Here is a 23136-nt window from a genome sequence, read left to right as displayed (position 1 = left end):
AGTTCGGGAGCTACCTGAAGGTAGTTTTATAATTCTCTGCCCGGTTGCGGGTAACTCCGAAAAGCACCCTGAAAAGCACATCCTCTCCAAAAAAATCTGTTAGCTGCGTCTCTGCCGTGTTGTTTTTGTTATGTCAGAGTCGTTACGTCTTGTTTTTATTAGGGGTGTCGCCAATTTTTTTATTCTTGTTATGCGATAGATATAGCAGGAGCCGTGCCAACTTTTAAAAACCCTTTAAAAACAAGCACTTGAGTTTTTGTAGGGTTTTCGGCTTCAGGGAAAACCCTACATTCTGTTTCCGTGTTACTCGCTTGCGCCCACATTCAAGAGCTAGCGGTAACACCCCGACACACCCGCACGCATCAATGTGCGCTACGCGCCTTGGCCACGCGCGAACCTGTCGGTCGTCCCAGCACATCACAGATTTGCTGACCCGCCAGGATCAAGGCATCCAGGTCGATCCCGGTTTCAATCCCGAGGCCATTGAGCAGGTAAACCACGTCCTCGGTGGCCACGTTACCGCTGGCGCCCTTGGCATAAGGGCAGCCGCCGAGACCGGCAATGGAGCTGTCGAACACCGAGATGCCTTCCAGCAGGCTGGCATAGATGTTGGCCATGGCCTGGCCATAGGTGTCGTGGAAGTGCCCGGCCAGTTTGTCCCGCGGCACCTGGGCCGACACCACCTCGAACATCCTGCGCGTGGCGCCTGCGGTGCCGGTGCCGATGGTGTCGCCCAACGAAACCTCGTAACAGCCCATGGCGTAGAGCTCGCGGGCCACATGCGCTACCTGTTCCGGTGCGACGTGACCTTCATAGGGGCAGCCCAGCACGCAGGACACGTAACCGCGCACACTGACGCCATGCTGCCTGGCGGCATCCATGATGGGCACGAAGCGCTCCAGGCTTTCGCTGATCGAGCAATTGATGTTGCGCTGGGAAAACGCTTCCGACGCGGCGGCGAACACTGCGACTTCCTTGACCCCGCAGGCGAGGGCATCTTCAAAGCCGCGCAGGTTGGGGGCGAGGGCGCCGTAGGTGACGCCGGGTTTGCGCTGGATCTGCGCGAAGACATCGGCAGAGCCCGCCATCTGCGGCACCCACTTGGGCGAAACGAAGCTGCCGACTTCTATATAGCCAAGGCCCGCAGCCGTCAGCGCATCGACCAGTCGCACCTTGTCGGCAACGCTGATGGGTTGGGCTTCATTTTGCAGACCGTCGCGGGGGCCGACTTCGACCAGGCGTACGTGGGTAGGGAGAGACATGGGATTGGACCTGTTCTAATTGTTCATAGACCCTTGTAGGAGCGAGCTTGCTCGCGAAGGACGTCAACGATAACGAGGGCAGTCTGAATGCACGCGGTGCCCTGACATCCATCGCGAGCAAGTTCGCTCCTACACAGATTCCTGGCTCTTGAGCGTTTGTTCCAGCGCTTGCACACAACGCTCTTCAGCGGTATCGAGCTCCAGTTTCATCTGTTCGATGTCCAGCAGCTGCTGTTCCAGCTGTTCCCGGCGCTCGCTGATTTTTGCCAGCATGCTGTGCAGTTGCTTGGTGTTACCGCTGGACGGATCGTAGAGCTCGATCAGCTCGCGGCATTCGGCCAGGGAAAAGCCGATGCGCTTGCCCCGCAGGATCAGCTTGAGGCTGACCTTGTCGCGGGGTGAGTAGATGCGTTCCTGGCCACGCCGCTCGGGGCTGAGCAAGCCTTGTTCCTCATAGAAGCGAATGGCCCGGGTGGTGATGTCGAGCTCGCGGGCGAGGTCGGAAATGCTGTAGGTCTGGCTGCTCATGGGCGCGCTCGCAAAAAGTCATGCGCTAAGCTAATGGCAGGTTGACGTTTACGTCAAGGGGCGTGAGTTTTGGCTGTTCTTGCTGATCTCTTCGCGAGCAAGCCCGCTCCCACCTTTGATTTGCGTCGAACACAAATACCGTGTTCAGCAAAGATTAAGTGTGGGAGCGGGCTTGCTCGCGAAGAACGATAACGCGGTGTAATGCCTCACACCGTGTCCAGCTTCTTCTCCTGCGCCGTCACCTGCTGGCACAACTCGATCATCTGCTCGCGCATCCAGCGGTTCGCCGGGTCCTGGTCAGTGCTTTCGTGCCAGTAAAGGTGGGTTTCCACCGGCGGCACATCGTTGACCGGCAGATAAAAGGCGTGCAGGTCGTTACGGCGGGCGAAGCGTTCCGGCACGGTCATGACCATATCGGTCTGCTGCAGCACCTGCGAGGCCATCAGGTAGTGCTGGGAGCGCAGGGCGATCTTGCGCTGGATACCCATTTTGCCCAGGGCCAGGTCAACATAGCCCAGGCCGCTGCGACGGCTGGAAATGTGGACGTGGGTCAGGCTCAGGTAATCATCGAGGGTGAGTTTTTCCTTGCCCGCCAGCGGGTGGCCCTTGCGCATGGCGCACACGTAACGGTCTTCCATCAGCTTGACGTGGCGCACCTGCGGGTCGGTGTTGAGTGGTGCATCCACGGCGAAGTCGAGTCGGCCGGCGGCCAGTTCCTTGGTGGTCTCGCGCCGCTTGGACAGGAAGCTTTCGATGATCACGGTCGGCGCCAGGCGGCGCAGGCGCTGGAACAGCGGCGGCAGGATCACAGCTTCAGTGAGGTCGGTCATGCTGATGCGGTAGGTCTTGACCGCCTGCAAGGGATTGAAGATGCGGCTTTCCTGCACCGACACGCGCAGCAACGAAAGCGCGTTGCGCACCGGGCCGATAATGTTCTGCGCCATGGGCGTAGGCACCATGCCCTGGGCGGTGCGTACGAACAGCGGGTCGTTGAACGTCTCGCGCAATCGGGCCAGCGCGTTGGACACCGCAGGTTGGGTAATCCCGACAATCTGCCCGGCGCGGGTCAGGTTGGCCTCGGTGTAGATCGCGTCAAAGACGATGAAAAGGTTGAGGTCGACCTTGCTCAGATTCATTGCGCTGCACTCTTGTTTTAGGTGGGCTCGATCAGTCGATCATATATCGGTGATGAATGTTTATACACGCCGAGAATAGGCTAGGTAAATTTTCATGGCTGTTCTAGCATCGATTGCATGAACGAACAACTCCTCTGAAACCCGTTGAAAAGGTAGAGCTGGCCATGGATTTCGCTTATTCGCCCAAGGTGCAAGAACTGCGTGAGCGCGTGACCGCGTTCATGGACACCTACGTCTATCCCGCCGAAGCGGTCTTCGAGCGCCAGGTCGCCGAGGGCGACCGCTGGCAGCCTACGGCGATCATGGAAGAGCTCAAGCTCAAGGCCAAGGCAGAAGGCCTGTGGAATTTGTTTCTGCCTGAGTCCGAACTCGGCGCCGGCCTGACCAACCTCGAATACGCGCCGCTGGCGGAAATCATGGGCCGTTCGCTGCTGGGACCCGAGCCGTTCAACTGCTCGGCACCGGACACCGGCAACATGGAAGTGCTGGTGCGCTACGCCAACGAAGAACAGAAACAACGCTGGCTCGAACCCTTGCTGCGCGGCGAGATCCGCTCGGCTTTCGCCATGACCGAACCGGACGTCGCGTCCTCCGACGCCACCAACATGGCCGCCCGTGCCGTGCGTGACGGTGACGAGTGGGTGATCAACGGCAAGAAATGGTGGACCTCCGGTGCTTGCGATCCGCGCTGCAAGATCCTGATCTTCATGGGCCTGAGCAATCCCGACGCACCGCGCCATGCGCAACACTCGATGATCCTGGTTCCAGTGGACACCCCCGGGGTGAAAATCCTGCGTCCGTTGCCCGTGTTCGGCTATGACGACGCCCCCCACGGCCACGCCGAAGTGTTGTTTGAAAATGTCCGGGTGCCGTATGAAAACGTCCTGTTGGGCGAAGGACGCGGCTTCGAAATTGCTCAAGGTCGTCTTGGCCCGGGGCGGATTCACCACTGCATGCGTTCGATCGGCATGGCTGAGCGTGCGCTGGAACTGATGTGCAAGCGCTCGGTGAACCGTACGGCGTTCGGCAAACCCCTGGCACGCCTGGGCGGCAACATCGACAAGATCGCCGATTCGCGGATGGAGATCGACATGGCCCGCCTGCTGACACTCAAGGCGGCGTACATGATGGACACCGTCGGCAACAAAGTGGCGAAGAGTGAAATCGCGCAGATCAAGGTGGTGGCGCCGAATGTTGCCTTGCGCGTGATCGACCGGGCGATCCAGATCCATGGCGGGGCAGGGGTGTCCAACGATTTCCCGCTGGCCTACATGTATGCCATGCAGCGCACCCTGCGGCTGGCGGACGGTCCGGATGAAGTGCACCGCGCAGCCATCGGCAAGTTCGAGATCGGCAAGTACGTGCCCAAGGAAATGTTGCGCAGCAGTCATTAAGACGGCAGCGCGGGCCCAATCCGGGCCCGCGCTCACTCAACGGGTCAATCCACGCTGGGCAGCCCGTAGAACGCCCGCGCGCAAGCCGTACTGTGGGCGGCCAGGTCTTCCTGGCTTTCGCCGCGGTGCAAGGCCACCTCACGCAAGACTTCCGTCAGATACGCCGGCTCGTTGCGACCGTTTTTCGGTTTGGGGCGAAGGCTGCGCGGCAACAGATACGGCGCATCGCTCTCCAGCATCAACCGCCCGCGCGGGATCTCCTTGACCAAGGGATGCAAATGCGTGCCACGGCGCTCATCGCAAATCCAGCCGGTGATGCCGATGTGTAAATCCAGGTCCAGGTAACTGAACAGCGCTTTCTGTTCGCCGGTGAAGCAGTGCACCACGGCGGCCGGCAACTGATCGCGATAGTCACGCAGGATTTCCAGCAGACGCTGGCTGGCATCGCGTTCGTGCAGAAACACCGGCATTTGCAGTTCGACCGCCAGCGCCAGGTGTTCTTCGAGGACTTTCTCTTGCTGCGGACGCGGTGAAAAATCGCGGTTGAAATCCAGGCCGCATTCACCGACCGCCACGATGTTCGGTTCTCTCAGCAGGCTGCGCAGGCGACGGGCGCTGTCGGCATTCCAGTCGCTGGCCGCGTGGGGATGAATACCGGCGGTGGCGAACAGCTTTTGACCTGTTTCGTCCAGTTGCCGGCACAGCTCCAGCGCCTGTTCGCTGCCCTCGACATTGGTGCCGGTGAGCACCAATTGGCAGACCCCCGCGGCGTAGGCGCGGTCCAGTACGGCCTGGTGCTTGTCGGCGAAACTGGGGTTGGTCAGGTTGACGCCGATATCGATGAGTTGCATGGTGCTACCTCGGACCAGGGCCGCAAAGCATACCAGAGCTCTGGATTTATCAGAAAAGCCAAGAACTACAACGGGTTATGGCGGTCTCTTAATGTCGCGAACAAGTCTGGGTGGTGGCGATGCCATCATTGTGCCAGTCTTTCGCGCATTGCCAGCGTCTTCAGGCGCTTTATTTCTGACGCTTGATTGCATGAAATCATTCATGTGGTTGACCTGAATTCTTTGCGGAGAGTGGATGATTCGTCCCTCGGTTTTGCTACTGCTGTGTTGCTCGCTGTTGCTGCCGATGTCGGCGGTTGCGCGGCTGCCCGGGCCGCTGCAAGCCGTGCCGGCCGCCAAGGTCCGTGACCTCACGGACATCCGCAGCAGTCGTGTGCTGCGCGTGCTGGTCAACCAGAGCCGTAACAGCTCTGGCGAAGTCCAGGGCCAGGCCATCGGTGTCGAATACCATCGCCTGCGCGCTTTCGAGCAATACCTCAATGGCCACGCCCGGGATGGCCAGGAAATCACCCTCAAGATCATTCCCAAAGCCAAGGATCAATTGCTCGGTGCGTTGCAGCGTGGGGAGGGCGACCTGGTGGCCCCCGGCGAGTTGCTCGACCTGCAGCCGGGCTTCGCCGTCAGCAGCAGTGAACCGGTCGCCAGTAACATCCCGCTGGTGCTGGTGGGGATCAAGGGCGAGCGTCGCTACACCCGACTCGAACAACTGTCGGGCAAAACCCTGGCGCTGCCCAACGGCAGCGCCGCCGGTGACGCCATCAGCCAGATCAACCAGAAGCTGGCGCTGCACAAACTGCCGCCGGTCAAGATCGAGTGGGTCGATCCAAGCCTGGCGGTCGAGGACGTGTTGGAGATGGTCCAGGGAGGGATCTTTCACCTGACCATCGTCGAGCAGCCGATTGCCGAACGCTGGGGCAAGATCCTGCCGAAATTGCGTATCGATCGCCAGGTGCTGATCAGCGAGCCAGGCGAAGAGTTCTGGTTCGTGCGCCGCGACGCGTCGATGCTGAGGGCCAGCATCGATCGTTTCCTGGCGGGCTATAAAAAGCCGTCGGACCAGGACGTAGCGTTTCTGCGCATCTATAGACGCCTTTACCAGGTCCACTATCCGTTGGCCAAGGCTGACCGCCAGCGCCTGGAAAAGCTGCGGCCGGTGCTGCAAAAACATGCAACCGCCCAGGACATGGACTGGCTCAACCTGGCGGCGCTGGCGTTCAAGGAATCGGGCCTGCAACCTGCGGCGCGCAGTGGCGGTGCGCCGACCGGGCTGATGCAGATCACCCCGTCAGCAGCGCAGCGCGTGGGCGTGAGCAACATTCACGAACTGGATGCCAACGTGCAGGCGGGGGCCAAGTACCTGGCGATGATTCGCCGCAAGTTCTTCGCCAGCCCCAAGCTCAATGAGCGCGAGCGCATGGCCTTTGTGCTGGCGGCCTACAACATCGGGCCGGAGCGGGTGCAAGGCATGCGCGCAGAGGCCCGTCGACGGGGGTTGAACCCCAATCAGTGGTTTTTCCAGGTCGAGCGCATCGCCATGGAGCAGGTGGGAATGGGACCTGTCAGCTATGTTAATAGCGTGAACAAGTATTACTTGGCGTTCGATCGGGAGCGGGAGTCGTTGGAGCCCCAGGGGCAGAAAGTTGCCCTGCGTAAATGATCGAATAAACTGATTGTTATGGCGGATTCTTTGCGCTTTTAACATGAGATTTACTGATTAATATAGCGGCCAACCAACACACACTCTCAAGGGATGTCACAGCATGAGCACACTGATCAACAAGGTATTGTTTACCCGCGCTGGCTACGGCCTGACCGTTTTGCGGATTTTCGTCGGCATCATCTTCGCTGCCCACGGCGCACAGAAACTCTTCGGCGCATTCGGTGGCTATGGCCTGGCGGGCACCGCGCAGTACATGGAAAGCATCGGCCTGGCGCCGGGCTACCTGATGGCGACGCTGGCGGGCGGCACCGAGTTCTTCGGCGGCCTGGCTTTGATCATCGGCTTGCTGGTACGTCCGGCGGCGCTGGGCCTGACCTTCCTTTCACTGGTGGCGATTTTTACCGTGCATATCAGCAATGGCCTGTTCATGGCGAACAACGGCTATGAATTCGCCCTGGCGTTGCTCGGTGGCAGCATCGCGGTGCTGATCGAAGGGGCCGGCAAACTGTCGGCGGACCGCGCCATCGCCGGCTGACAGCTTTTCGAACAGACAAAAAAATGCCCGTATCACGGGCATTTTTTTTTGCATCAGAACCCGAGTCTGTCGCGCAATCCGTAGTACCACGCGCCAAGTGCAGCAAAGGGTGTACGCAGCAGTTGGCCACCCGGGAACGGGTAGTGGGGCAGGTCGGCAAAGGCGTCGAAACGTTCGGCCTGACCACGCAATGCCTCGGCCAGGACCTTGCCCGCCAGGTGCGTGTAGGTGACGCCGTGGCCGCTGCAACCCTGGGAGTAATAGATGTTGTCGCCCAGTCGCCCGACCTGAGGCAGGCGCGACAGGGTCAGCAGGAAATTTCCGGTCCAGGCGTAGTCGATCTTCACATCCTTGAGCTGCGGGAACGCCTTGAGCATCTTCGGCCGAATGATCGCTTCGATGTTCGCCGGGTCCCTTGCGCCATACACCACGCCGCCGCCGAAAATCAGACGTTTGTCGCCGCTCAGGCGGTAGTAGTCGAGCAGGTAGTTGCAGTCTTCGACGCAATAGTCCTGGGGCAGCAGGCTTTTCGCCAACTCATCGCCCAGGGGCTCCGTGGTGATCACCTGCGTGCCGCAAGGCATCGATTTGGCCGCCAGCTCCGGCACCAGGTTACCCAGGTAGGCGTTGCCCGCCACGATGATGAACTTGGCCCTGACCTTGCCCTGAGGCGTGTGCACGACCGGGTTGGCACCGCGCTCGATGCGCACCGCCGGCGACTGCTCATGAATAGTGCCGCCCAGTGACTCCACGGCCGCCGCTTCGCCCAGCGCCAGGTTGAGCGGATGGATATGCCCGCCACTCATGTCGAGCATGCCACCGATATACTGATCGCAAGCCACCACCTCGCGGATGCGGCGCTGATCCAGCAACTCCAGCTGCGTATGCCCGAAACGCTCCCACAAACGCTTCTGCGCTTCCAGATGACCCATCTGCTTGTCAGTGATGGCGGCAAATACGCCGCCGTCCTTCAAGTCGCACTGGATGTTGTACCTGGCCACCCGATCACGAATGATCCGCCCGCCCTCGAACGCCATCTGCCCCAGCAACTGAGCCTGACGCGGACCGACAGTGCGCTCGATCACATCGATATCGCGGCTATAGCTGTTGACGATCTGCCCACCATTGCGTCCCGACGCACCGAAACCGACCCTGGCCGCCTCCAGCACCGTCACCCGAAAGCCGTGCTCCAGCAGGAACAGCGCCGAGGACAACCCGGTATAACCGGCGCCGATCACGCACACATCCGTCTCGACCTCACCCTGCAACGACGGACGCGGCGGCACCGCATTGGCCGATGCGGCGTAATAGGACTCTGGGTAAGGGGTGTTCGCCATCCTGCAGCCTCTGTTTAATAAATTTAACGAATGCGTCGATCCTACCCGAGTTGAAAAACCGCCGCCAGCCACCGGAAAATCTTCTTTGCCGCAGCGAAATTAAATATTTTGCATATTCATAGGGTTAGCGCGAAAAAAGGTGTTGACACCCTCCCGGAATTCCGTAGAATGCCGCCTCACAGCAGGCACGTAGCTCAGTTGGTTAGAGCACCACCTTGACATGGTGGGGGTCGTTGGTTCGAGTCCAATCGCGCCTACCAAACAAAATCCGCTCTGCTGGGCGGTCTGGAAGGGCTCACCGAAAGGTGGGCCCTTTTTTGTTGTTTGCGATTTAAAAAGCCTATGCAAAGCCTGTAATCAAGCGCCAATCGACGCGTTGCGCAGCCCCGCCTTATTGAATGTATTTCAAACCCACCACATTCCTGTTCAGCTTGGCTCGCTCGCTCCAGGCAATGGTATGGCTGGCCTTGTTCCATCGAACGTTGCTGATGCCCTGACTTGCCGCTTTTTCAATCGCATCCTTGTTGAGACTTCCTTGGATCCACTGGCCACAAATGGATCTCGTAACGTTCCCTCATTGACTTCGGCATCCTCGCCATTCATTCTCACATGAGAAGTATTATCATTTGAAGGTGGCGTTGACGCGAGCCGAATGAAAATCAGTTCGTCTCGGGTTGAACTGCCAGCAGCCAATTGCATCAAAGCAAGACAGGCAACCGGGCATAGCTGCATCGAGGCGGGAGGGAGCGATGAGGAGGCGGACAATGATCAAGTTCTTTGCGGCTTACCTGTCCATTTGCCTCTTGCTTCAGTGGACGGTGGTCGAGGCGTCACCCTGGATTGCCAGCCATGTCCTGCTGCGCTGGATCCTGTAACGCTACGGGCGCGACAGGGGTCTCAGGCGTAAGATAAGCAGTGTTACCTCATCTGAAGGAGTCGTTTATGATCTCCGACCAAGTGAACAGACAGGCATCCGATCACAAGGCTGTGTGGGATCAATATTTCTGCGCCGCGTTGATTGCCGAAAGCAATCTGACGGCACCCGTCGTAGGCGGGGCCACGCATGAAGACCGGCAGAATCTGTTGATTGAAAGGGCCAGGGCGCTCGCGGACAAGATGATGGACTGCAGGAAATAACCAGAGCCCAGCCTTCGCGCTGGGCTCTTCACATCTGCGCAGTGGCACCGTAGCTGATTGATTCAGGCAATCAGCTCGACCTTGCCTGTGGCCAGGCGATAAATGCCCCCCACTATTTTCAACTGGCCCTTGCCGAGCGCGTCAGACAGTAAGGGAGTGGCTTGCTTGAGGCGCTCGATCGAGTTCTTGATGTTTTGTACGGTCGCGTTTTCAACCAGGTCACCTGGATGACTGCCTGCCTGCTCGATAGCGGATTTGAGTGCATCCGTCAGTGCAGGGATCTTCCCGGGGAACACCGTGTGATCCTTGATGGCTTTCACGCCGGCCTCGATGGCACCGCAGCGCTCATGGCCCAGTACCAGGATGAGCGGGGCGCCGAGCACGGCCACGCCGTACTCAAGGCTTGCCAGGCCTTCGTCCGTGACGAAGTTGCCCGCCAGGCGTACGGCGAAAAGGTCGCCCCGGGCGGTATCGAAAGCGTATTCCGGTGCAATGCGCGAGTCAGAGCAGCTCAGCACCGCCACAAAAGGGTTCTGGCCGGTAACCAGTGCTTCTCGTTCATCCTTGAAGTCGTGGGTTTCCGAGTTTCCGCTGACATAGCGTTGGTTGCCCTCCATCAACCTTTTCAGTGCCTCATCCGGGCTGATGACGTTTTTGGGTTTTGGCGGCGCGGCGGTTTTCTCGGCTGCTTCCATCATTCGGCTCGGCAGGGCGCCGGCCAATAACAGGGCGCCTGCCCCTAATCCGGCAAGGCGAAGAAAGCGACGGCGCTCATTGGTTTTTGCTGCGGCGTTTGAATCACATGATTCACACATGATGTTGTGCACTCAAGGTCAATTTGGTGGGAATGACTGCCGTTGGGGAGCGTACCTGCGGGGGCTCAACACTGGAATGTTTGAGTCTAGTCGGTGTGTAACATCACGTTTTACGGGGCTTGCAGCGAATGTGCGGGTGAGGCCTTGATACAAAATGCAGGTTGTCCGGCAGGTGCAATCCATTGATTGATGAGCTACTACTGACAGGCTGATTCGACTTGGTCCTTACAGGAGTTTCCCGATGCTGACTCACTGGTTGCTTGCAGCGGTTCATCTTTTGGCGTTTGCGCTTGGATTCTGGGCTGTCCTGACGCGTGGCACGGCTTTTCGGCGCCTGGCGATCGGCACGGGAGAGGCTCGCAGTGTGTTGATGGCAGACAACCTATGGGGCATTTCTGCGGTTGTGCTGCTGGTTACCGGCGGCATGCGGGCCTTTGGCGGCTTCGAAAAAGGTACGGATTACTACCTGCACCAGCCATTGTTCCACCTCAAGATGACGTTGTTCGTGCTCATCCTGTTACTGGAAATTGCGCCGATGGTGGCGTTGATCAAATGGCGGGTTGCACGGTCGCGTGGCGCTGCTATCGATACCTGGCGTGCGACGCTGTTTGCACGAATCAGTCATATCGAAGCTGTGCTGATGTTGCTGATGATGGTGGCGGCCACCGGCATGGCGCGCAGTATCGCTTTCGGCTGATCAAGGGGGTTCGGTTAAAGCGCAGGCGATGTTGCGCTTGCATCTTAGCCAGCCGTCGTTGCGGGGCGTACGGGCTGGCTACTGACTGCGACAGGATTCAGGTTTGTGGCTTTTCCGGGGCGGTGAGGCCGGCCTGAATGCGCTGATAAATCTCTTCGCGGTGCACTGCGACGTCTTTGGGCGCGTTGATGCCAATCCGGACTTGCTGGCCGCTTACGCCCAGGATGGTGATCGTAATGTCATCACCAATGTTTATGCTTTCACCGACTTTGCGGGTGAGTATCAGCATGGTCTTCTCCTTGATTGCTTTGTGGGGCACCTGATTCGGACAGTGCAGAGGTCGGTGTTATGTATAGATTAGTGCGAAGTCTCACAGTTTGGGTGCCTCTTTCTGACGCGCAGATGCAGCATTAATTCCCAAGGCGTAACTATACAGAGGCCGCCACTATCATTCTCGTTGTTTTGAGTCCATTTTGCGGCACTCGCGAAGTATTCATGAATGCTAAAATCCCCCGCTTTAAGCATTCAGAGGGAAACGCTGTGCGCAAAATGGTCTTGGCAATCGCGGTATTGGCGCTGGCGGGATGCGGTGAGGGCAAGCGCGAAGAAGCGCAAAAACCGCAGCCTGCAGCGGCGGCAACAGCGGCGCAGGTATCGGGGCCACAGTGGGACCTCGAAGTGCGGGGTGAAACACCTCAGGCCGTCAGCGATCTCAGCGGCTGGCTGATCGAACACAGCTTCATGTCCAACGTGATCAGGGAAAACGGCAAGACTCGGATTCTGATGGGGCCGTACAGCTCCAGGGAAGAAGCCGAGGCCAAGCAGGCGCAGGTGAACGCCGCGCTGATCAAGGCGAAAAAGCGGAACATTGAAGTGCTGGTGCTGGAGCGCCCGACGGTTCAGTAAAGGCTGAAGTGGGTGGCTGAAAGACAAAGGCCCGGGGTGTGAAGCCCCGGGCCTTTGTTTTGTTCGGCGAGTATTCAGCCGCAGGCTTTCATGTCCACCGGGCCGACAAATTCGTTGCCGCGCCCCATGACGCACGCGACGCTCTGGTTGCGTTGGCGTTCCCAGGCTTGCACCGGGTAGGTCTTGTCCCAGGCCTTGTACAGCTGCTGGTCCTGTTTCGACAGGCGCAAACCATATTGCTTGCTCATGTAGAAATAGGTCCGGGCGATCATGCCGCGGATGGAAGGGCGGGGCATGACCTTTTTCGCCTTGAAATCGACTTGGGTCAGGCACGAACCGTATTGCCCCGATTGCTCCGGCAGCCAGCCGAAACTGAAGTTGCTGCGGTCACCATTGACCTCGCCGATGCTGGGTACCAGGTTGTGCAGATCGGCCTCGGCCTTCTGGTAGGTCGGATCGTACCGCGTACAGTTCTTACGCCCTCCTTCCTGCCAGCATTGACGCTGATGGCCGATTTGCCAGGCCGGAACGATGTGCTCCCACTCGATGCGCGCCGCGCGCTTGGCGTTTTTGCGCGGCACATACCCGCAGGCTGCGAGGTTCACCTTGTTGCCGGTGTATTTGCAGCCGCAATAGAACTCGGTGGATTGCGGCGCATACAGCTTCCAGGCGACTTTCTTGGCTTCGCTGAAGGTGCGTGGCGCATCGGCCTGGGCACCCGTGGCAAACACCAGGAACAGCAAGGCAAAAAAACGGACACTCATCGACTCAGTCTTCCTTCGGCACTACCCAGAAAATCTGCACGCCACCGTCGTCGCGATAGGCGAGAGTGACGTTGTCGTTCTCGTCGATTTCTTCGAGCAGGCGTTCCCACTCGTCCACGGGCTCGTCTGGAAGGCGGAAGATCAGGGCGGCCCTGGCTTTCTGAGCAGTAGGGCCATTGATGATTTTCTGAACGCGCAGGCCCATGCGTACATAGGTGTCTGGTGAGGCGGAGGTGCTGTCCACAGGATTATCCTTATTAAGCTGTACGTGCATACAGTATTTAACTGTAGGCATTTTCGCAACCGCTTAAAATTCAAGAGAATCCTCTGACAGTGGTTTTTGCCGATTGGTGTAGGGGGATGAGAGTTTTTTGTCAGGCAAGTGCTGCGAGGCGAGTGGCCAAAGAGGTGCCCGACCGGAGTCGGTCGGGCGAGGGCGAATCAATATTCCCAGAACATCCGTTGCAGCTCTTTGCTGTCATTGGTCTTGGTCAGCGCGACCATCGCCAGGATGCGGGCTTTCTGCGGGTTCAGGTCATGCGCCACCACCCAGTCATACTTGTCGTCAGGCTGTTCGGCGTTACGCAGGACGAAACCGCCGGCATTGACGTGGGAAGAGCGGATGATCTGCACCCCGTCCTTGCGCAGGGCTTGCAAGGTGGGAACGACCCGGGAAGACACCGAACCATTGCCGGTACCGGCATGGATGATGGCCTTGGCGCCCGACTGGGCCAGGGCCTTGTAGGCGGTGTCGCTGACGTTGCCGTAGGAGTAGGCAATTTCGACGTCAGGCAGGCTTTCAATGGTCTTGATATCGAATTCCGAGTCCATGGTGTGGCGCTTGGCCGGGAGACGGAACCAGTAGGATTTACCTTCGACCACCATCCCGAGCGGGCCCCAGGCGCTTTTGAACGCCTCGGTCTTGATGTTGATCATCTTGCTGACATCGCGACCCGACTGGATTTCATCGTTCATGGTCACCAGCACGCCTTTGCCACGCGCGTCCTTGCTGCTGGCCACGGCGACGGCGTTGTACAGGTTCAACATGCCGTCGGCGGACATTGCGGTACCCGGGCGCATGGAGCCCACGACAATGATCGGCTTGTCGGTTTTTTCCACCAGGTTGAGGAAATAGGCGGTTTCTTCCAGGGTGTCGGTGCCGTGGGTGATCACGATGCCATCGACGTCCTTGCTGTCCGCCAGTTCGGCGACGCGACGGCCCAGCTGCAGCAGGTTGTCGTTGGTGATGCTTTCGGAGGCGATCTGCATGACCTGTTCGCCGCGAACGTTGGCCAGTTGGCCAAGCTGTGGAACCGCGGCGATCAATTGTTCGATGCCGACTTTCGCCGCCTGGTAGGTGGCGCTGTTGGCGGCGCTGGCGCCCGCACCGGCGATGGTGCCGCCGGTGGCCAGGACCACGACGTTGGCCAGCTTCTGTTGGGTTTCGGCTTCTTTCGCCTGAAGGGCGGCGGGCAGGAGCAGCAGGAGGGCCAAGGTGCCCGGGAGAAGGTTTTTCAAAGCAGATGTCATTATTTTTCTCTCTAGTAGTGACGGTGCCGATGCAGGTTCATCTAGATGCGCCCCAAAGGGATCTGGACCTTTTGGGGTGCTGGAGAAAAGCACGACGCGTACCAGTTACAACTGGAATCATAAATAACTCGTAACACACTGATTTGTTTATCGTTTTAAACGGATGGTTGAATGGTGATCGCCCGGTTCTGTCCGGTTTTCCGATTATCCGTGGGTTTTTCATTCGGCATTCCGAAAGGATTACGGACCCAATTTAAACATCGGCGTTAAAGAAACCCGCCGGCAGGTCGATGCTTCAATGAAGAATCATGCCCAGGGAGTTCACATGTCATTGACGATCGGTTTGCCCCATTCAGCGGTGATCAATATCGGCGGGAAATCCGTCGACACCTTGAGCGACGCGACCTCGGCGCAACAGCCGGGTGTGCCAGTGAAAGAAGAAAAGCCTGTGAGCCTTGGGCAGGGCGCGCAGGCGGGTGAAAAAGCCGAAGGCGCTGGCAGCCAGCAAAGCGTCGCGGTGCAAATGTTGCTCAAGCGCCTGCAGGAACTGCAGGAGCAACTGCGCGAGCAACAGCAACAATTGGCGGCTACCCAGGCCGCGTCTTTTCAGTCTGAAGAGGCCAAGGCCACGGCCGTGATGTCGCTTCAGGCGCAGGTTGCAGATACGTCGGCGGCGTTGATGCAGGTGGCCGCCAGCCTGGCGAAAGCCTTGACCGATTCTGGCAGTATTGTCAGCACTACGGCTTGACCAACCTGGCGCTTGATTGTGCGCGTAGCCTGCGAACGGGGTAGGTTGACAAAGTCCGGCAACGTTCGCATAGTCAGGCTTCGCAAACGTTTGCGACACCTCCAGATGCCGCCTCGACGTTGCTCACAATAATCATAAGATCGGAGTGAATCCATGAAGCTGCCATTCGCAGGACGTCTTCTTGCTGTCGCCATACTGGCTGGCGCCACCGCCACGCTGCCTGTTTCTTCGGTGTTCGCCCAGACGCCTGAAAAGCCTAAAGTCGCGCTGGTGATGAAGTCCCTGGCCAACGAATTCTTCCTGACCATGGAAGACGGCGCCAAGGCCTACCAGAAAGACCACTCCGGCGAGTTCGAGCTCATCTCCAACGGCATCAAGGATGAAACCGACACCGCCAACCAGATCCGCATCGTCGAGCAAATGATCGTGTCCAAGGTCGATGCGCTGGTGATCGCACCGGCTGATTCCAAGGCCATGGTGCCCGTGATCAAGAAAGCCGTCGACGCTGGCATCACCGTGATCAACATCGACAATCAGCTCGACCCGGCCGTGGTCAAGAGCAAGAACATCAGCGTGCCGTTCGTAGGCCCGGACAACCGCAAGGGCGCGCGCCTGGTGGGTGAATACCTGGCCAAGAAGCTCAAGGCCGGTGATGAAGTCGGCATCATCGAAGGGGTGTCCACCACCACCAATGCCCAGGCCCGCACCGCAGGCTTCAAGGATGCGATGGAGGCTGCGCAGATCAAGGTCGTGTCCGTGCAATCGGGCGACTGGGAAATCAACAAGGGCAACCAGGTTGCCGCCTCCATGCTCAGCGAGTACCCGAACATCAAGGCCCTGCTGGCCGGCAACGACAGCATGGCCGTAGGCGTGGTGTCAGCCGTGCGCGCCGCGGGCAAGGCAGGCCAGGTCCAGGTGGTCGGTTACGACAACATCAATGCCATCAAGCCGATGCTCAAGGATGGCCGCGTCCTGGCCACCGCCGATCAATTTGCTGCCAAACAGGCGGTATTCGGCATCGAGACCGCGTTGAAGATCATCAAGGGCGAGAAGGTCGACAGCGGCACCAACGGCGTGATCGAAACTCCGGTAGAGCTGGTTACCCAGTAATTTTCCGCCGGCACAATGACGCTCGCCCGTCCCGGCGAGCGCCTGGAGAGTTTTATGTCCGTTAGCGCCCCGCACGCTGTCCTCTCGGTCAGTGGCATTGGCAAGACTTACGCCCAGCCGGTCCTGGCCGGCATCGACCTCACGCTCATGCGCGGCGAGGTGCTGGCCCTGACCGGCGAGAATGGCGCTGGCAAAAGCACGCTGTCGAAGATCATCGGCGGGCTGGTCACACCGACCACCGGGCAGATGCAGTTTCAGGGTCAGGATTACCGCCCGGGCAGCCGCACCCAGGCCGAAGACCTGGGCATCCGCATGGTGATGCAGGAGCTCAATCTGTTGCCGACCCTGTCGGTGGCGGAAAATCTGTTTCTGCACAAGCTGCCCAGCACCGCTGGCTGGATCAACCGCAAGCAACTGCGCCAGGCGGCGCTCGAGGCCATGGCTCAGGTCGGGCTCGACGCGATCGACCCGGACACGCTGGTGAGTGAGTTGGGCATCGGCCACCAGCAGATGGTCGAGATCGCGCGCAACCTGATCGGCGATTGCCATGTGCTGATCCTCGATGAGCCGACCGCGATGCTGACCGCCCGTGAAGTCGAAATGCTCTTCGAGCAGATCACGCGCCTGCAGGCCCGTGGCGTGTCGATCATCTATATTTCCCACCGCCTCGAAGAACTGGCTCGGGTGGCCCAGCGCATTGCGGTACTGCGCGACGGCAACCTGGTGTGTGTCGAGCCGATGGCCAACTACAACAGTGAGCAACTGGTCACGCTGATGGTCGGGCGCGAGCTGGGCGAACACCTCGACATGGGGCCTCGGGACATCGGCGCGGCGGCGTTGACGGTCAAGGGGCTGACCCGCGCCGACAAGGTGCGTGACGTGTCCTTCGAAGTGCGGGCCGGCGAGATCTTTGGTATTTCCGGATTGATCGGGGCAGGGCGCACCGAGTTGCTGCGGTTGATCTTCGGCGCCGACGCCGCGGACAGCGGCACGGTGTCGCTGGGTTCTCCCGCGCAGGTGGTGAATATCCGTTCTCCGGTGGACGCGGTCGGGCATGGCATCGCCCTGATCACCGAAGACCGCAAGGGCGAGGGCCTGCTGCTGACGCAATCGATCGGCGCGAACATTGCCCTGGGGAACATGCCCGGTATTTCCAGCGGTGGATTGGTCAATCCGGGCGATGAGGCGGCGTTGGCCCAGCGTCAGATCGATGCCATGCGCATCCGCAGTTCCGGGCCGGCGCAGTTGGTGTCCGAGCTGTCCGGTGGCAACCAGCAGAAAGTGGTGATCGGTCGCTGGCTGGAGCGCGATTGCTCGGTGCTGCTGTTCGACGAGCCGACCCGGGGCATCGATGTCGGCGCCAAGTTCGACATCTACGCGCTGCTCGGCGAGCTGACTCGCCAGGGCAAGGCGTTGGTGGTGGTGTCCAGTGACCTGCGCGAATTGATGTTGATCTGCGACCGCATCGGCGTGCTCTCGGCGGGGCGCCTGATCGACACCTTCGAGCGGGACAGCTGGACCCAGGATGATTTGCTTGCCGCCGCGTTCGCCGGCTACCAGAAACGTGATGCGCAGCTCTTCGAAGCAGCGCCAAAGGATCTTCAATGAAAAGCGCATCTTCGGCCGGCCAGCGCAGCGGCAATTTCTATGGGCTGGGCACTTACCTGGGGCTGGCCGGTGCCTTGCTGGCCATGGTCGTGCTGTTCTCGCTCCTGAGCAGCCATTTCCTCTCCTACAGCACCTTCAGCACCCTGGCCAACCAGATTCCGGACTTGATGGTGCTGGCGGTCGGCATGACCTTCGTGCTGATCATCGGCGGCATCGATCTGTCGGTGGGTTCGGTGCTGGCGCTCGCCGCCTCGACGGTCAGCGTGGCGATTCTCGGTTGGGGCTGGAGCGTGCTGCCTGCGGCATTGCTCGGCATGGCGGCTGCCGCGCTGGCGGGGACCGTCACCGGTTCGATCACCGTGGCCTGGCGGATTCCGTCGTTCATCGTGTCCCTGGGCGTGCTGGAAATGGCCCGCGGCCTGGCGTACCAGATGACCGGGTCGCGCACGGCCTACATCGGCGATGCCTTTGCCTGGCTGTCCAATCCGATCGCCTTCGGGATCTCGCCGTCGTTCATCATTGCCTTGCTGATCATTTTCATCGCCCAGGCCGTGTTGACCCGTACCGTGTTCGGCCGCTACCTGATCGGCATCGGCACCAACGAGGAAGCGGTGCGCCTGGCGGGGATCAACCCCAAACCCTACAAGATCCTGGTGTTCAGCCTGATGGGGCTGCTGGCCGGGATCGCCGCGCTGTTCCAGATTTCGCGCCTGGAAGCGGCAGACCCCAATGCCGGCTCCGGACTGGAGCTGCAAGTGATCGCTGCCGTGGTGATTGGCGGCACCAGCCTGATGGGCGGGCGCGGCTCGGTCATCAGCACCTTTTTCGGTGTGCTGATCATTTCCGTATTGGCGGCCGGTCTGGCGCAGATCGGTGCCACCGAGCCGACCAAACGCATCATCACTGGCGCGGTGATCGTGGTGGCGGTGGTGCTGGATACTTATCGCAGTCAACGCGCAAGCCGGCGGACCTGAGTCATGGCAACGATCAAGGATGTAGCGGCACTGGCGGGGATTTCCTACACCACGGTTTCCCATGTGGTGAACAAGACCCGGCCGGTCAGTGAAGAAGTGCGGGTCAAGGTCGAGGCCGCGATCAAGACCCTCGACTACGTACCCAGTGCCGTGGCCCGGTCACTCAAGGCCAAGACCACGGCCACCATCGGACTGCTGGTGCCCAACAGCCTCAACCCCTACTTCGCCGAGCTGGCGCGGGGCATCGAGGATTATTGTGAGCGCAATGGCTATTGCGTGATCCTGTGCAATTCCGACGACAACCCGGACAAGCAGCGCAGCTACCTGCGGGTACTGCTGGAGAAACGCATCGACGGGCTGATCGTCGCCTCGGCCGGGGGTGACAGCGGGCTGGCCCAGGGCCTGGCGAACGTGCGCACGCCGATGGTGATCGTCGACCGCGCGCTCGAAGGCGTCGATGCGGACCTGGTGCGCATCGACCACGAGTACGGCGCCTACCTAGCCACCCGGCACCTGCTGGAGTTGGGGCATCGGGATATCGCCACCATCAGCGGCCCGGCGACCACCAGTGTGGCGCAGATGCGTCTGGCCGGATTTTGCCGGGCCCTTGCAGAGGCAGGCCTCAGCGTTGCGCCCGAGCGCATGCTGGAAAGCGATTTCACCAGCACCGGTGGTTACAGCGCCGCCGCGACGCTGCTGGAACATAATCCGCCCAGCGCGATTTTTGCCGCCAACGACATGATCGGTTTTGGCGTGCTGCGTGCCGCCGCCGAGCGCAATATCCGCGTGCCCACGGACCTGTCGGTGATCGGCTTCGACGACATCCAGATGAGCCGTTATGTCTATCCGGCCTTGACCACCGTGGGGCAGTCGATCCTGCAGTTGGGCGAAATGGCGGCCGGGGTGCTGCTGCGCCGGATCGCCACGCCGACCCTTTCGACCGAGCAACGGATCGTCACCCCCAGCATCGTCATGCGCGAATCCACCGCGCCGTTGGCTGGGGTGTTTGAGCAGTACCGATAAACAAAAAGTACCGCTGAATCCAAAGCAGCGCTGAAACCGTCTTGATGAGTAGCAATGTAATGTCAGCAAAAGTAGTGGTAGTCGGCAGCTTGAACATGGACCTGGTGACCCGGGCGCCGCGCTTGCCCCGTGGTGGAGAAACACTGATCGGCCAGTCGTTTGCGACCGTCTGTGGCGGCAAGGGCGCGAACCAGGCTGTGGCGGCCGCGCGCCTCGGCGCGCAGGTGTCGATGGTGGGCTGCGTGGGCAGCGATGCCTATGGCCAGGTGTTGCGCCAGGCGTTGCTGGACGAGGGCATCGATTGTCGGGCCGTCAGCCCCGTGCAGGGCACCAGTGGCGTGGCGTTGATCGTGGTCGACGACAACAGCCAGAACGCCATCGTGATCGTCGCCGGGGCCAACGGCGCACTGACGCCGGCGGTGCTCGGCTGTTTCGATGCGGTGCTGCAGGAGGCGGACGTGATCATCTGCCAGCTGGAAATGCCGGACGCCACGGTCGGTCATGCGCTCAAGCGCGCCCGTGAACTGGGCAAGACCGTGATCCTCAACCCCGCGCCGGCCAGCCGACCGTTGCCGGCGGATTGGTATGCGTCCATCGACTACCTGATCCCCAACGAAAGTGAAGCGGCGGCGCTCAGCGGTTTGCCGGTGGACTCGCTGCAATCGGCGCAGACTGCGGCCACTCGCCTGATCGAGATGGGCGCCGGCAAGGTCATCATCACCCTCGGCGCCCAAGGCTCGCTGTTTGCCGATGGCAAAGGCTTTGAGCATTTCCCGGCGCCGAGCGTGAAGGCGCTCGATACCACGGCGGCCGGCGATACCTTCGTGGGTGGCTTTGCCGCAGCGTTGGTGGCCGGCCAGAGCGAAGCCCAGGCGATACGGTTCGGGCAGGTCGCCGCTGCGTTGTCGGTCACCCGGGCTGGCGCGCAACCCTCGATCCCCACCCTGGCCGATGTGCAGGCGTTTAAAACACCATGAAAAAGACTCCTTTGCTCAATGTCGCGCTGTCGCGGCTGATCGCCTCCCTGGGGCATGGCGACACTGTGGTGATCGGCGATGCGGGCCTGCCGGTACCGCCCGGTGTCGAGTTGATCGACCTGGCCCTGACCCAGGGCATTCCGGATTTTGTCAGCACCCTGAAAGTCGTGCTCAGCGAAATGCAGGTCGAAAGCCATGTGCTGGCGCAGGAGATTCTTGACCGGCAGCCGCCGGCGTTGGCGGCCCTGGACGCGCTGGAGGCCGGCGGTGCGCTAGGGCGGCGCGAATTGCTCAGCCATGAACAGTTCAAGGTTCTCAGTCGTCAGGCGCGAGCGATCGTGCGGACCGGCGAATGTCAGCCTTACTGCAACATCGTGCTGGTGGCCGGGGTGACGTTTTGATCCCGATCAGCGCAAACCAGGCACCACAACCGATCGACCTGATCATCGATACCGATCCCGGTGCCGACGATGTGATTGCCTTGCTGTTTGCCCTGGCATCGCCGCAGGAATTGAACGTGCGCGCATTGACCACGGTCGCCGGCAACGTGCGCCTGGACAAAACCTCGCGCAATGCCCGGCTTGCCCTTGAGTGGGCCGGGTGCGAAGCGGTGCCGGTGTATGCCGGGGCGCCGAAACCGCTGAAACGCACGCCGATCTATGCCGAGCACGTCCACGGCGAAGAAGGTTTGCCGGGCGTCGCGGTCCATGAGCCCAAGCAAGGCCTGGCGGAGGGCAGCGCGATCGACTTCCTGATCGACACGCTGCTGGCCGCCAGGCCCCAGAGCATCACCATCGCCATGCTGGGGCCACAGACCAACCTTGCCCTGGCGCTGATGCGCGAGCCTGGGATCGTTCGGGGCATCAAGGAAGTGGTGATCATGGGCGGTGCGCACTTCAACGGCGGTAACATTACGCCGGTGGCGGAATTCAACCTGTTCGCCGATCCGCACGCTGCCGAGGTGGTGCTCAAGAGTGGCGTGAATCTGGTCTATCTGCCGCTGGACGTGACCCACAAGATCCTCACCAATGACGCGCGCCTGGAGCGGATTGCGGCGTTGAACAACAAGGCCGGCAAGCTGGTGGGCGATATCCTGCGAGAGTGCATCGGCGGTGACATGGCGCGCTATGGCATTCCCGGTGGTCCGGTGCATGACGCCACGGTCATCGCCTACCTGCTCAAGCCGGCGCTGTTCAGTGGCCGCTCGGTCAATGTGGTGGTCGACAGTCGCGAGGGTCCGACGTTTGGCCAGACCATCGTCGACTGGTATGACAGCCTCAAGGCGCCGAAGAACGCTTTCTGGGTTGAAAACGGTGATGCCCAGGGATTCTTCGATCTGTTGACCGAGCGCCTGGCGCGTCTGAAGTAGCGCTCGAACCCTGGGGGGGCTCACCCTCGCTGCGTTTGCCCGGCACCATGATTGTTCGAGTGTTTTTCGAAAATCTGGTCGATGAAAGACCGCGCCGCTTCGGTGCCCAGGTCCTTGACCAACAGGTCAATGCCGATGATGGCCAGCTCTTCCGGGCTGCCGGGGCTGTAAGAAATATGGCCGTCCGGCCATTTGATCTTGATATCGGCGTCGATGCTCACGGTGGTCATGGTAGGGCTCGAGAGTCAGGGAAAATTGTGAGTGTCGAGTTAATCACTTTATGGCGCTTTTGGCACTGCGACTTAGGCATGAGCGCAGGGCTATGCGACACTTGGTCTTTGACAATTATTCAAGGACCGCGCTGTGCAGATCGATTTGAACACTCCCGGCGGCTTGACCCTTGAAACAGTGCGTCAGTTGTTGGCTGCAGCCAGCGACGATGAGCACACGCAATTGCGCGTGACCAAGGGCGGCATCGCCTATATTTCATCGGGGGTCGTGGGTGGCACCGATATCGACGGCTTGCTGTTTCGCCTGGAGACCTGGGCCAAGGGGTCAGGTTATGTCGGGCGGGTGGCGGCCAGTGATGAAGTCTGGGTCATGCAGATCTACAATGCGTTGAAGCAGAACTGGCCAAAACCGGCTTTTGACTACATCGACGTCTACTGAGAGCCGTTCATATCCCGTCACGATTGAAAGGTGAAGGGCAGGGCGCTGCTCAGGCAAACTTGTCGTTTGTCCATGTTTAAGGACGGGGATGCCTGGGCTCCCCCGT

Annotated in this window: 26 protein-coding genes and 1 tRNA gene; 16 read left to right on the top strand and 11 right to left on the bottom strand. The window is 60.2% G+C overall.

Annotated features, from left to right (window positions below):
* Positions 1-362 precede the first annotated feature (362 nt).
* The 3 genes from SOP95_RS15640 to SOP95_RS15630 form a co-directional block, all read right to left on the bottom strand.
* Entirely contained in the window at positions 363-1262 is a 900-nt protein-coding gene (locus SOP95_RS15640; RefSeq protein WP_323607514.1) for a hydroxymethylglutaryl-CoA lyase, read from the bottom strand.
* Positions 1263-1391: 129 nt separating this feature from the next.
* Positions 1392-1790: a MerR family transcriptional regulator gene (locus SOP95_RS15635; RefSeq protein ID WP_274076555.1), complete on the bottom strand. Its 399-nt coding sequence runs from the start codon at positions 1788-1790 to the stop codon at positions 1392-1394.
* Positions 1791-1996: 206 nt separating this feature from the next.
* Positions 1997-2926: a LysR family transcriptional regulator gene (locus tag SOP95_RS15630; protein WP_274076554.1), complete on the bottom strand. Its 930-nt coding sequence runs from the start codon at positions 2924-2926 to the stop codon at positions 1997-1999.
* 164 nt (positions 2927-3090) lie between these two features.
* Here SOP95_RS15630 and SOP95_RS15625 point away from each other — a divergent pair, with 164 nt between their 5' ends.
* Positions 3091-4320 (top strand): acyl-CoA dehydrogenase, encoded by a 1230-nt coding sequence (locus tag SOP95_RS15625; RefSeq protein WP_008057192.1) that lies wholly within the window; start codon positions 3091-3093, stop codon positions 4318-4320.
* A 44-nt stretch (positions 4321-4364) separates the two neighbouring features.
* Here the strand turns inward: SOP95_RS15625 and SOP95_RS15620 are convergent, their stop codons facing one another.
* Positions 4365-5171: a TatD family hydrolase gene (locus tag SOP95_RS15620; RefSeq protein ID WP_323607513.1), complete on the bottom strand. Its 807-nt coding sequence runs from the start codon at positions 5169-5171 to the stop codon at positions 4365-4367.
* A gap of 235 nt (positions 5172-5406) precedes the next feature.
* Here SOP95_RS15620 and SOP95_RS15615 point away from each other — a divergent pair, with 235 nt between their 5' ends.
* Together SOP95_RS15615 and SOP95_RS15610 are read left to right on the top strand one after the other, a co-directional pair.
* Complete coding sequence (locus SOP95_RS15615) at positions 5407-6828, top strand: transglycosylase SLT domain-containing protein (RefSeq protein ID WP_274076552.1); 1422 nt, start codon at positions 5407-5409, stop codon at positions 6826-6828.
* A 103-nt stretch (positions 6829-6931) separates the two neighbouring features.
* Positions 6932-7366, top strand: coding sequence for a DoxX family protein (locus SOP95_RS15610; RefSeq protein WP_274076551.1), 435 nt, complete (start codon positions 6932-6934; stop codon positions 7364-7366).
* 53 nt (positions 7367-7419) lie between these two features.
* Here SOP95_RS15610 and SOP95_RS15605 read toward each other — a convergent pair whose 3' ends face one another.
* Positions 7420-8703 (bottom strand): NAD(P)/FAD-dependent oxidoreductase, encoded by a 1284-nt coding sequence (locus SOP95_RS15605; RefSeq protein ID WP_274076550.1) that lies wholly within the window; start codon positions 8701-8703, stop codon positions 7420-7422.
* 183 nt (positions 8704-8886) lie between these two features.
* Between SOP95_RS15605 and SOP95_RS15600 the strand changes: the two genes are divergently transcribed.
* Positions 8887-8963 (top strand) — tRNA-Val (locus SOP95_RS15600).
* A 682-nt stretch (positions 8964-9645) separates the two neighbouring features.
* Positions 9646-9840, top strand: a complete 195-nt coding sequence (locus SOP95_RS15595; protein ID WP_274076548.1) for a hypothetical protein — start codon at positions 9646-9648, stop codon at positions 9838-9840.
* 62 nt (positions 9841-9902) lie between these two features.
* On the opposite strand, the gene SOP95_RS15590 is transcribed toward SOP95_RS15595, so the two are convergent.
* A complete protein-coding gene (locus SOP95_RS15590) occupies positions 9903-10655 on the bottom strand; it encodes a carbonic anhydrase (RefSeq protein WP_323607559.1) in 753 nt (250 codons plus the stop codon).
* A gap of 241 nt (positions 10656-10896) precedes the next feature.
* Here SOP95_RS15590 and SOP95_RS15585 point away from each other — a divergent pair, with 241 nt between their 5' ends.
* Positions 10897-11352 (top strand): DUF2214 family protein, encoded by a 456-nt coding sequence (locus tag SOP95_RS15585; RefSeq protein ID WP_323607512.1) that lies wholly within the window; start codon positions 10897-10899, stop codon positions 11350-11352.
* A gap of 97 nt (positions 11353-11449) precedes the next feature.
* Here SOP95_RS15585 and csrA read toward each other — a convergent pair whose 3' ends face one another.
* Positions 11450-11641, bottom strand: a complete 192-nt coding sequence (gene csrA, locus SOP95_RS15580) for a carbon storage regulator CsrA (RefSeq protein ID WP_008057174.1) — start codon at positions 11639-11641, stop codon at positions 11450-11452.
* 251 nt (positions 11642-11892) lie between these two features.
* Between csrA and SOP95_RS15575 the strand changes: the two genes are divergently transcribed.
* Positions 11893-12258 (top strand): SPOR domain-containing protein, encoded by a 366-nt coding sequence (locus tag SOP95_RS15575; protein ID WP_274076573.1) that lies wholly within the window; start codon positions 11893-11895, stop codon positions 12256-12258.
* A 74-nt stretch (positions 12259-12332) separates the two neighbouring features.
* On the opposite strand, the gene SOP95_RS15570 is transcribed toward SOP95_RS15575, so the two are convergent.
* From SOP95_RS15570 to SOP95_RS15560, 3 genes are all read right to left on the bottom strand, one after another.
* Positions 12333-13022: an endonuclease I family protein gene (locus tag SOP95_RS15570; protein ID WP_274076546.1), complete on the bottom strand. Its 690-nt coding sequence runs from the start codon at positions 13020-13022 to the stop codon at positions 12333-12335.
* Between the two features lie 4 nt (positions 13023-13026).
* Positions 13027-13317, bottom strand: a complete 291-nt coding sequence (locus SOP95_RS15565; RefSeq protein ID WP_274076545.1) for a DUF1654 domain-containing protein — start codon at positions 13315-13317, stop codon at positions 13027-13029.
* Between the two features lie 146 nt (positions 13318-13463).
* On the bottom strand, positions 13464-14552 hold the full coding sequence (locus tag SOP95_RS15560) for an asparaginase (RefSeq protein WP_274076544.1): 1089 nt from the start codon (positions 14550-14552) through the stop codon (positions 13464-13466).
* 325 nt (positions 14553-14877) lie between these two features.
* Here SOP95_RS15560 and SOP95_RS15555 point away from each other — a divergent pair, with 325 nt between their 5' ends.
* The 8 genes from SOP95_RS15555 to SOP95_RS15520 all read left to right on the top strand — a co-directional run bounded on the left by SOP95_RS15555 (position 14878) and on the right by SOP95_RS15520 (position 22361).
* Positions 14878-15300, top strand: a complete 423-nt coding sequence (locus SOP95_RS15555) for a hypothetical protein (RefSeq protein ID WP_323607511.1) — start codon at positions 14878-14880, stop codon at positions 15298-15300.
* Positions 15301-15453: 153 nt separating this feature from the next.
* Positions 15454-16410, top strand: a complete 957-nt coding sequence (locus SOP95_RS15550; RefSeq protein ID WP_323607510.1) for a sugar ABC transporter substrate-binding protein — start codon at positions 15454-15456, stop codon at positions 16408-16410.
* A gap of 54 nt (positions 16411-16464) precedes the next feature.
* Positions 16465-18018, top strand: a complete 1554-nt coding sequence (locus SOP95_RS15545; RefSeq protein WP_323607509.1) for a sugar ABC transporter ATP-binding protein — start codon at positions 16465-16467, stop codon at positions 18016-18018.
* Entirely contained in the window at positions 18015-18992 is a 978-nt protein-coding gene (locus SOP95_RS15540) for an ABC transporter permease (protein WP_323607508.1), read from the top strand. The genes SOP95_RS15545 and SOP95_RS15540 overlap by 4 nt, the downstream gene beginning before the upstream one ends.
* Before the next feature lie 3 nt (positions 18993-18995).
* Positions 18996-20015: a LacI family DNA-binding transcriptional regulator gene (locus SOP95_RS15535; RefSeq protein ID WP_274076539.1), complete on the top strand. Its 1020-nt coding sequence runs from the start codon at positions 18996-18998 to the stop codon at positions 20013-20015.
* Positions 20016-20074: 59 nt separating this feature from the next.
* Positions 20075-20992, top strand: coding sequence for a ribokinase (gene rbsK, locus SOP95_RS15530; protein ID WP_323607507.1), 918 nt, complete (start codon positions 20075-20077; stop codon positions 20990-20992).
* A complete protein-coding gene (rbsD, locus tag SOP95_RS15525; RefSeq protein WP_323607506.1) occupies positions 20989-21393 on the top strand; it encodes a D-ribose pyranase in 405 nt (134 codons plus the stop codon). The genes rbsK and rbsD overlap by 4 nt, the downstream gene beginning before the upstream one ends.
* The gene (locus SOP95_RS15520) at positions 21345-22361 is read left to right on the top strand and encodes a nucleoside hydrolase (protein ID WP_323607505.1); all 1017 of its coding nucleotides are present in this window, start codon (positions 21345-21347) and stop codon (positions 22359-22361) included. The genes rbsD and SOP95_RS15520 overlap by 49 nt, the downstream gene beginning before the upstream one ends.
* Before the next feature lie 20 nt (positions 22362-22381).
* Here the strand turns inward: SOP95_RS15520 and SOP95_RS15515 are convergent, their stop codons facing one another.
* Positions 22382-22591, bottom strand: a complete 210-nt coding sequence (locus tag SOP95_RS15515; RefSeq protein ID WP_274076535.1) for a hypothetical protein — start codon at positions 22589-22591, stop codon at positions 22382-22384.
* 133 nt (positions 22592-22724) lie between these two features.
* Between SOP95_RS15515 and SOP95_RS15510 the strand changes: the two genes are divergently transcribed.
* The gene (locus SOP95_RS15510) at positions 22725-23030 is read left to right on the top strand and encodes a hypothetical protein (RefSeq protein ID WP_274076534.1); all 306 of its coding nucleotides are present in this window, start codon (positions 22725-22727) and stop codon (positions 23028-23030) included.
* Positions 23031-23136 lie beyond the last annotated feature (106 nt).

It is taken from the genome of Pseudomonas sp. YuFO8, assembly GCF_035065025.1.
Classification (GTDB): domain Bacteria; phylum Pseudomonadota; class Gammaproteobacteria; order Pseudomonadales; family Pseudomonadaceae; genus Aquipseudomonas; species Aquipseudomonas putida_AE.
Note: the sequence above shows the minus strand (reverse complement) of the source record. Positions and strands in the feature narration are given on the sequence as shown.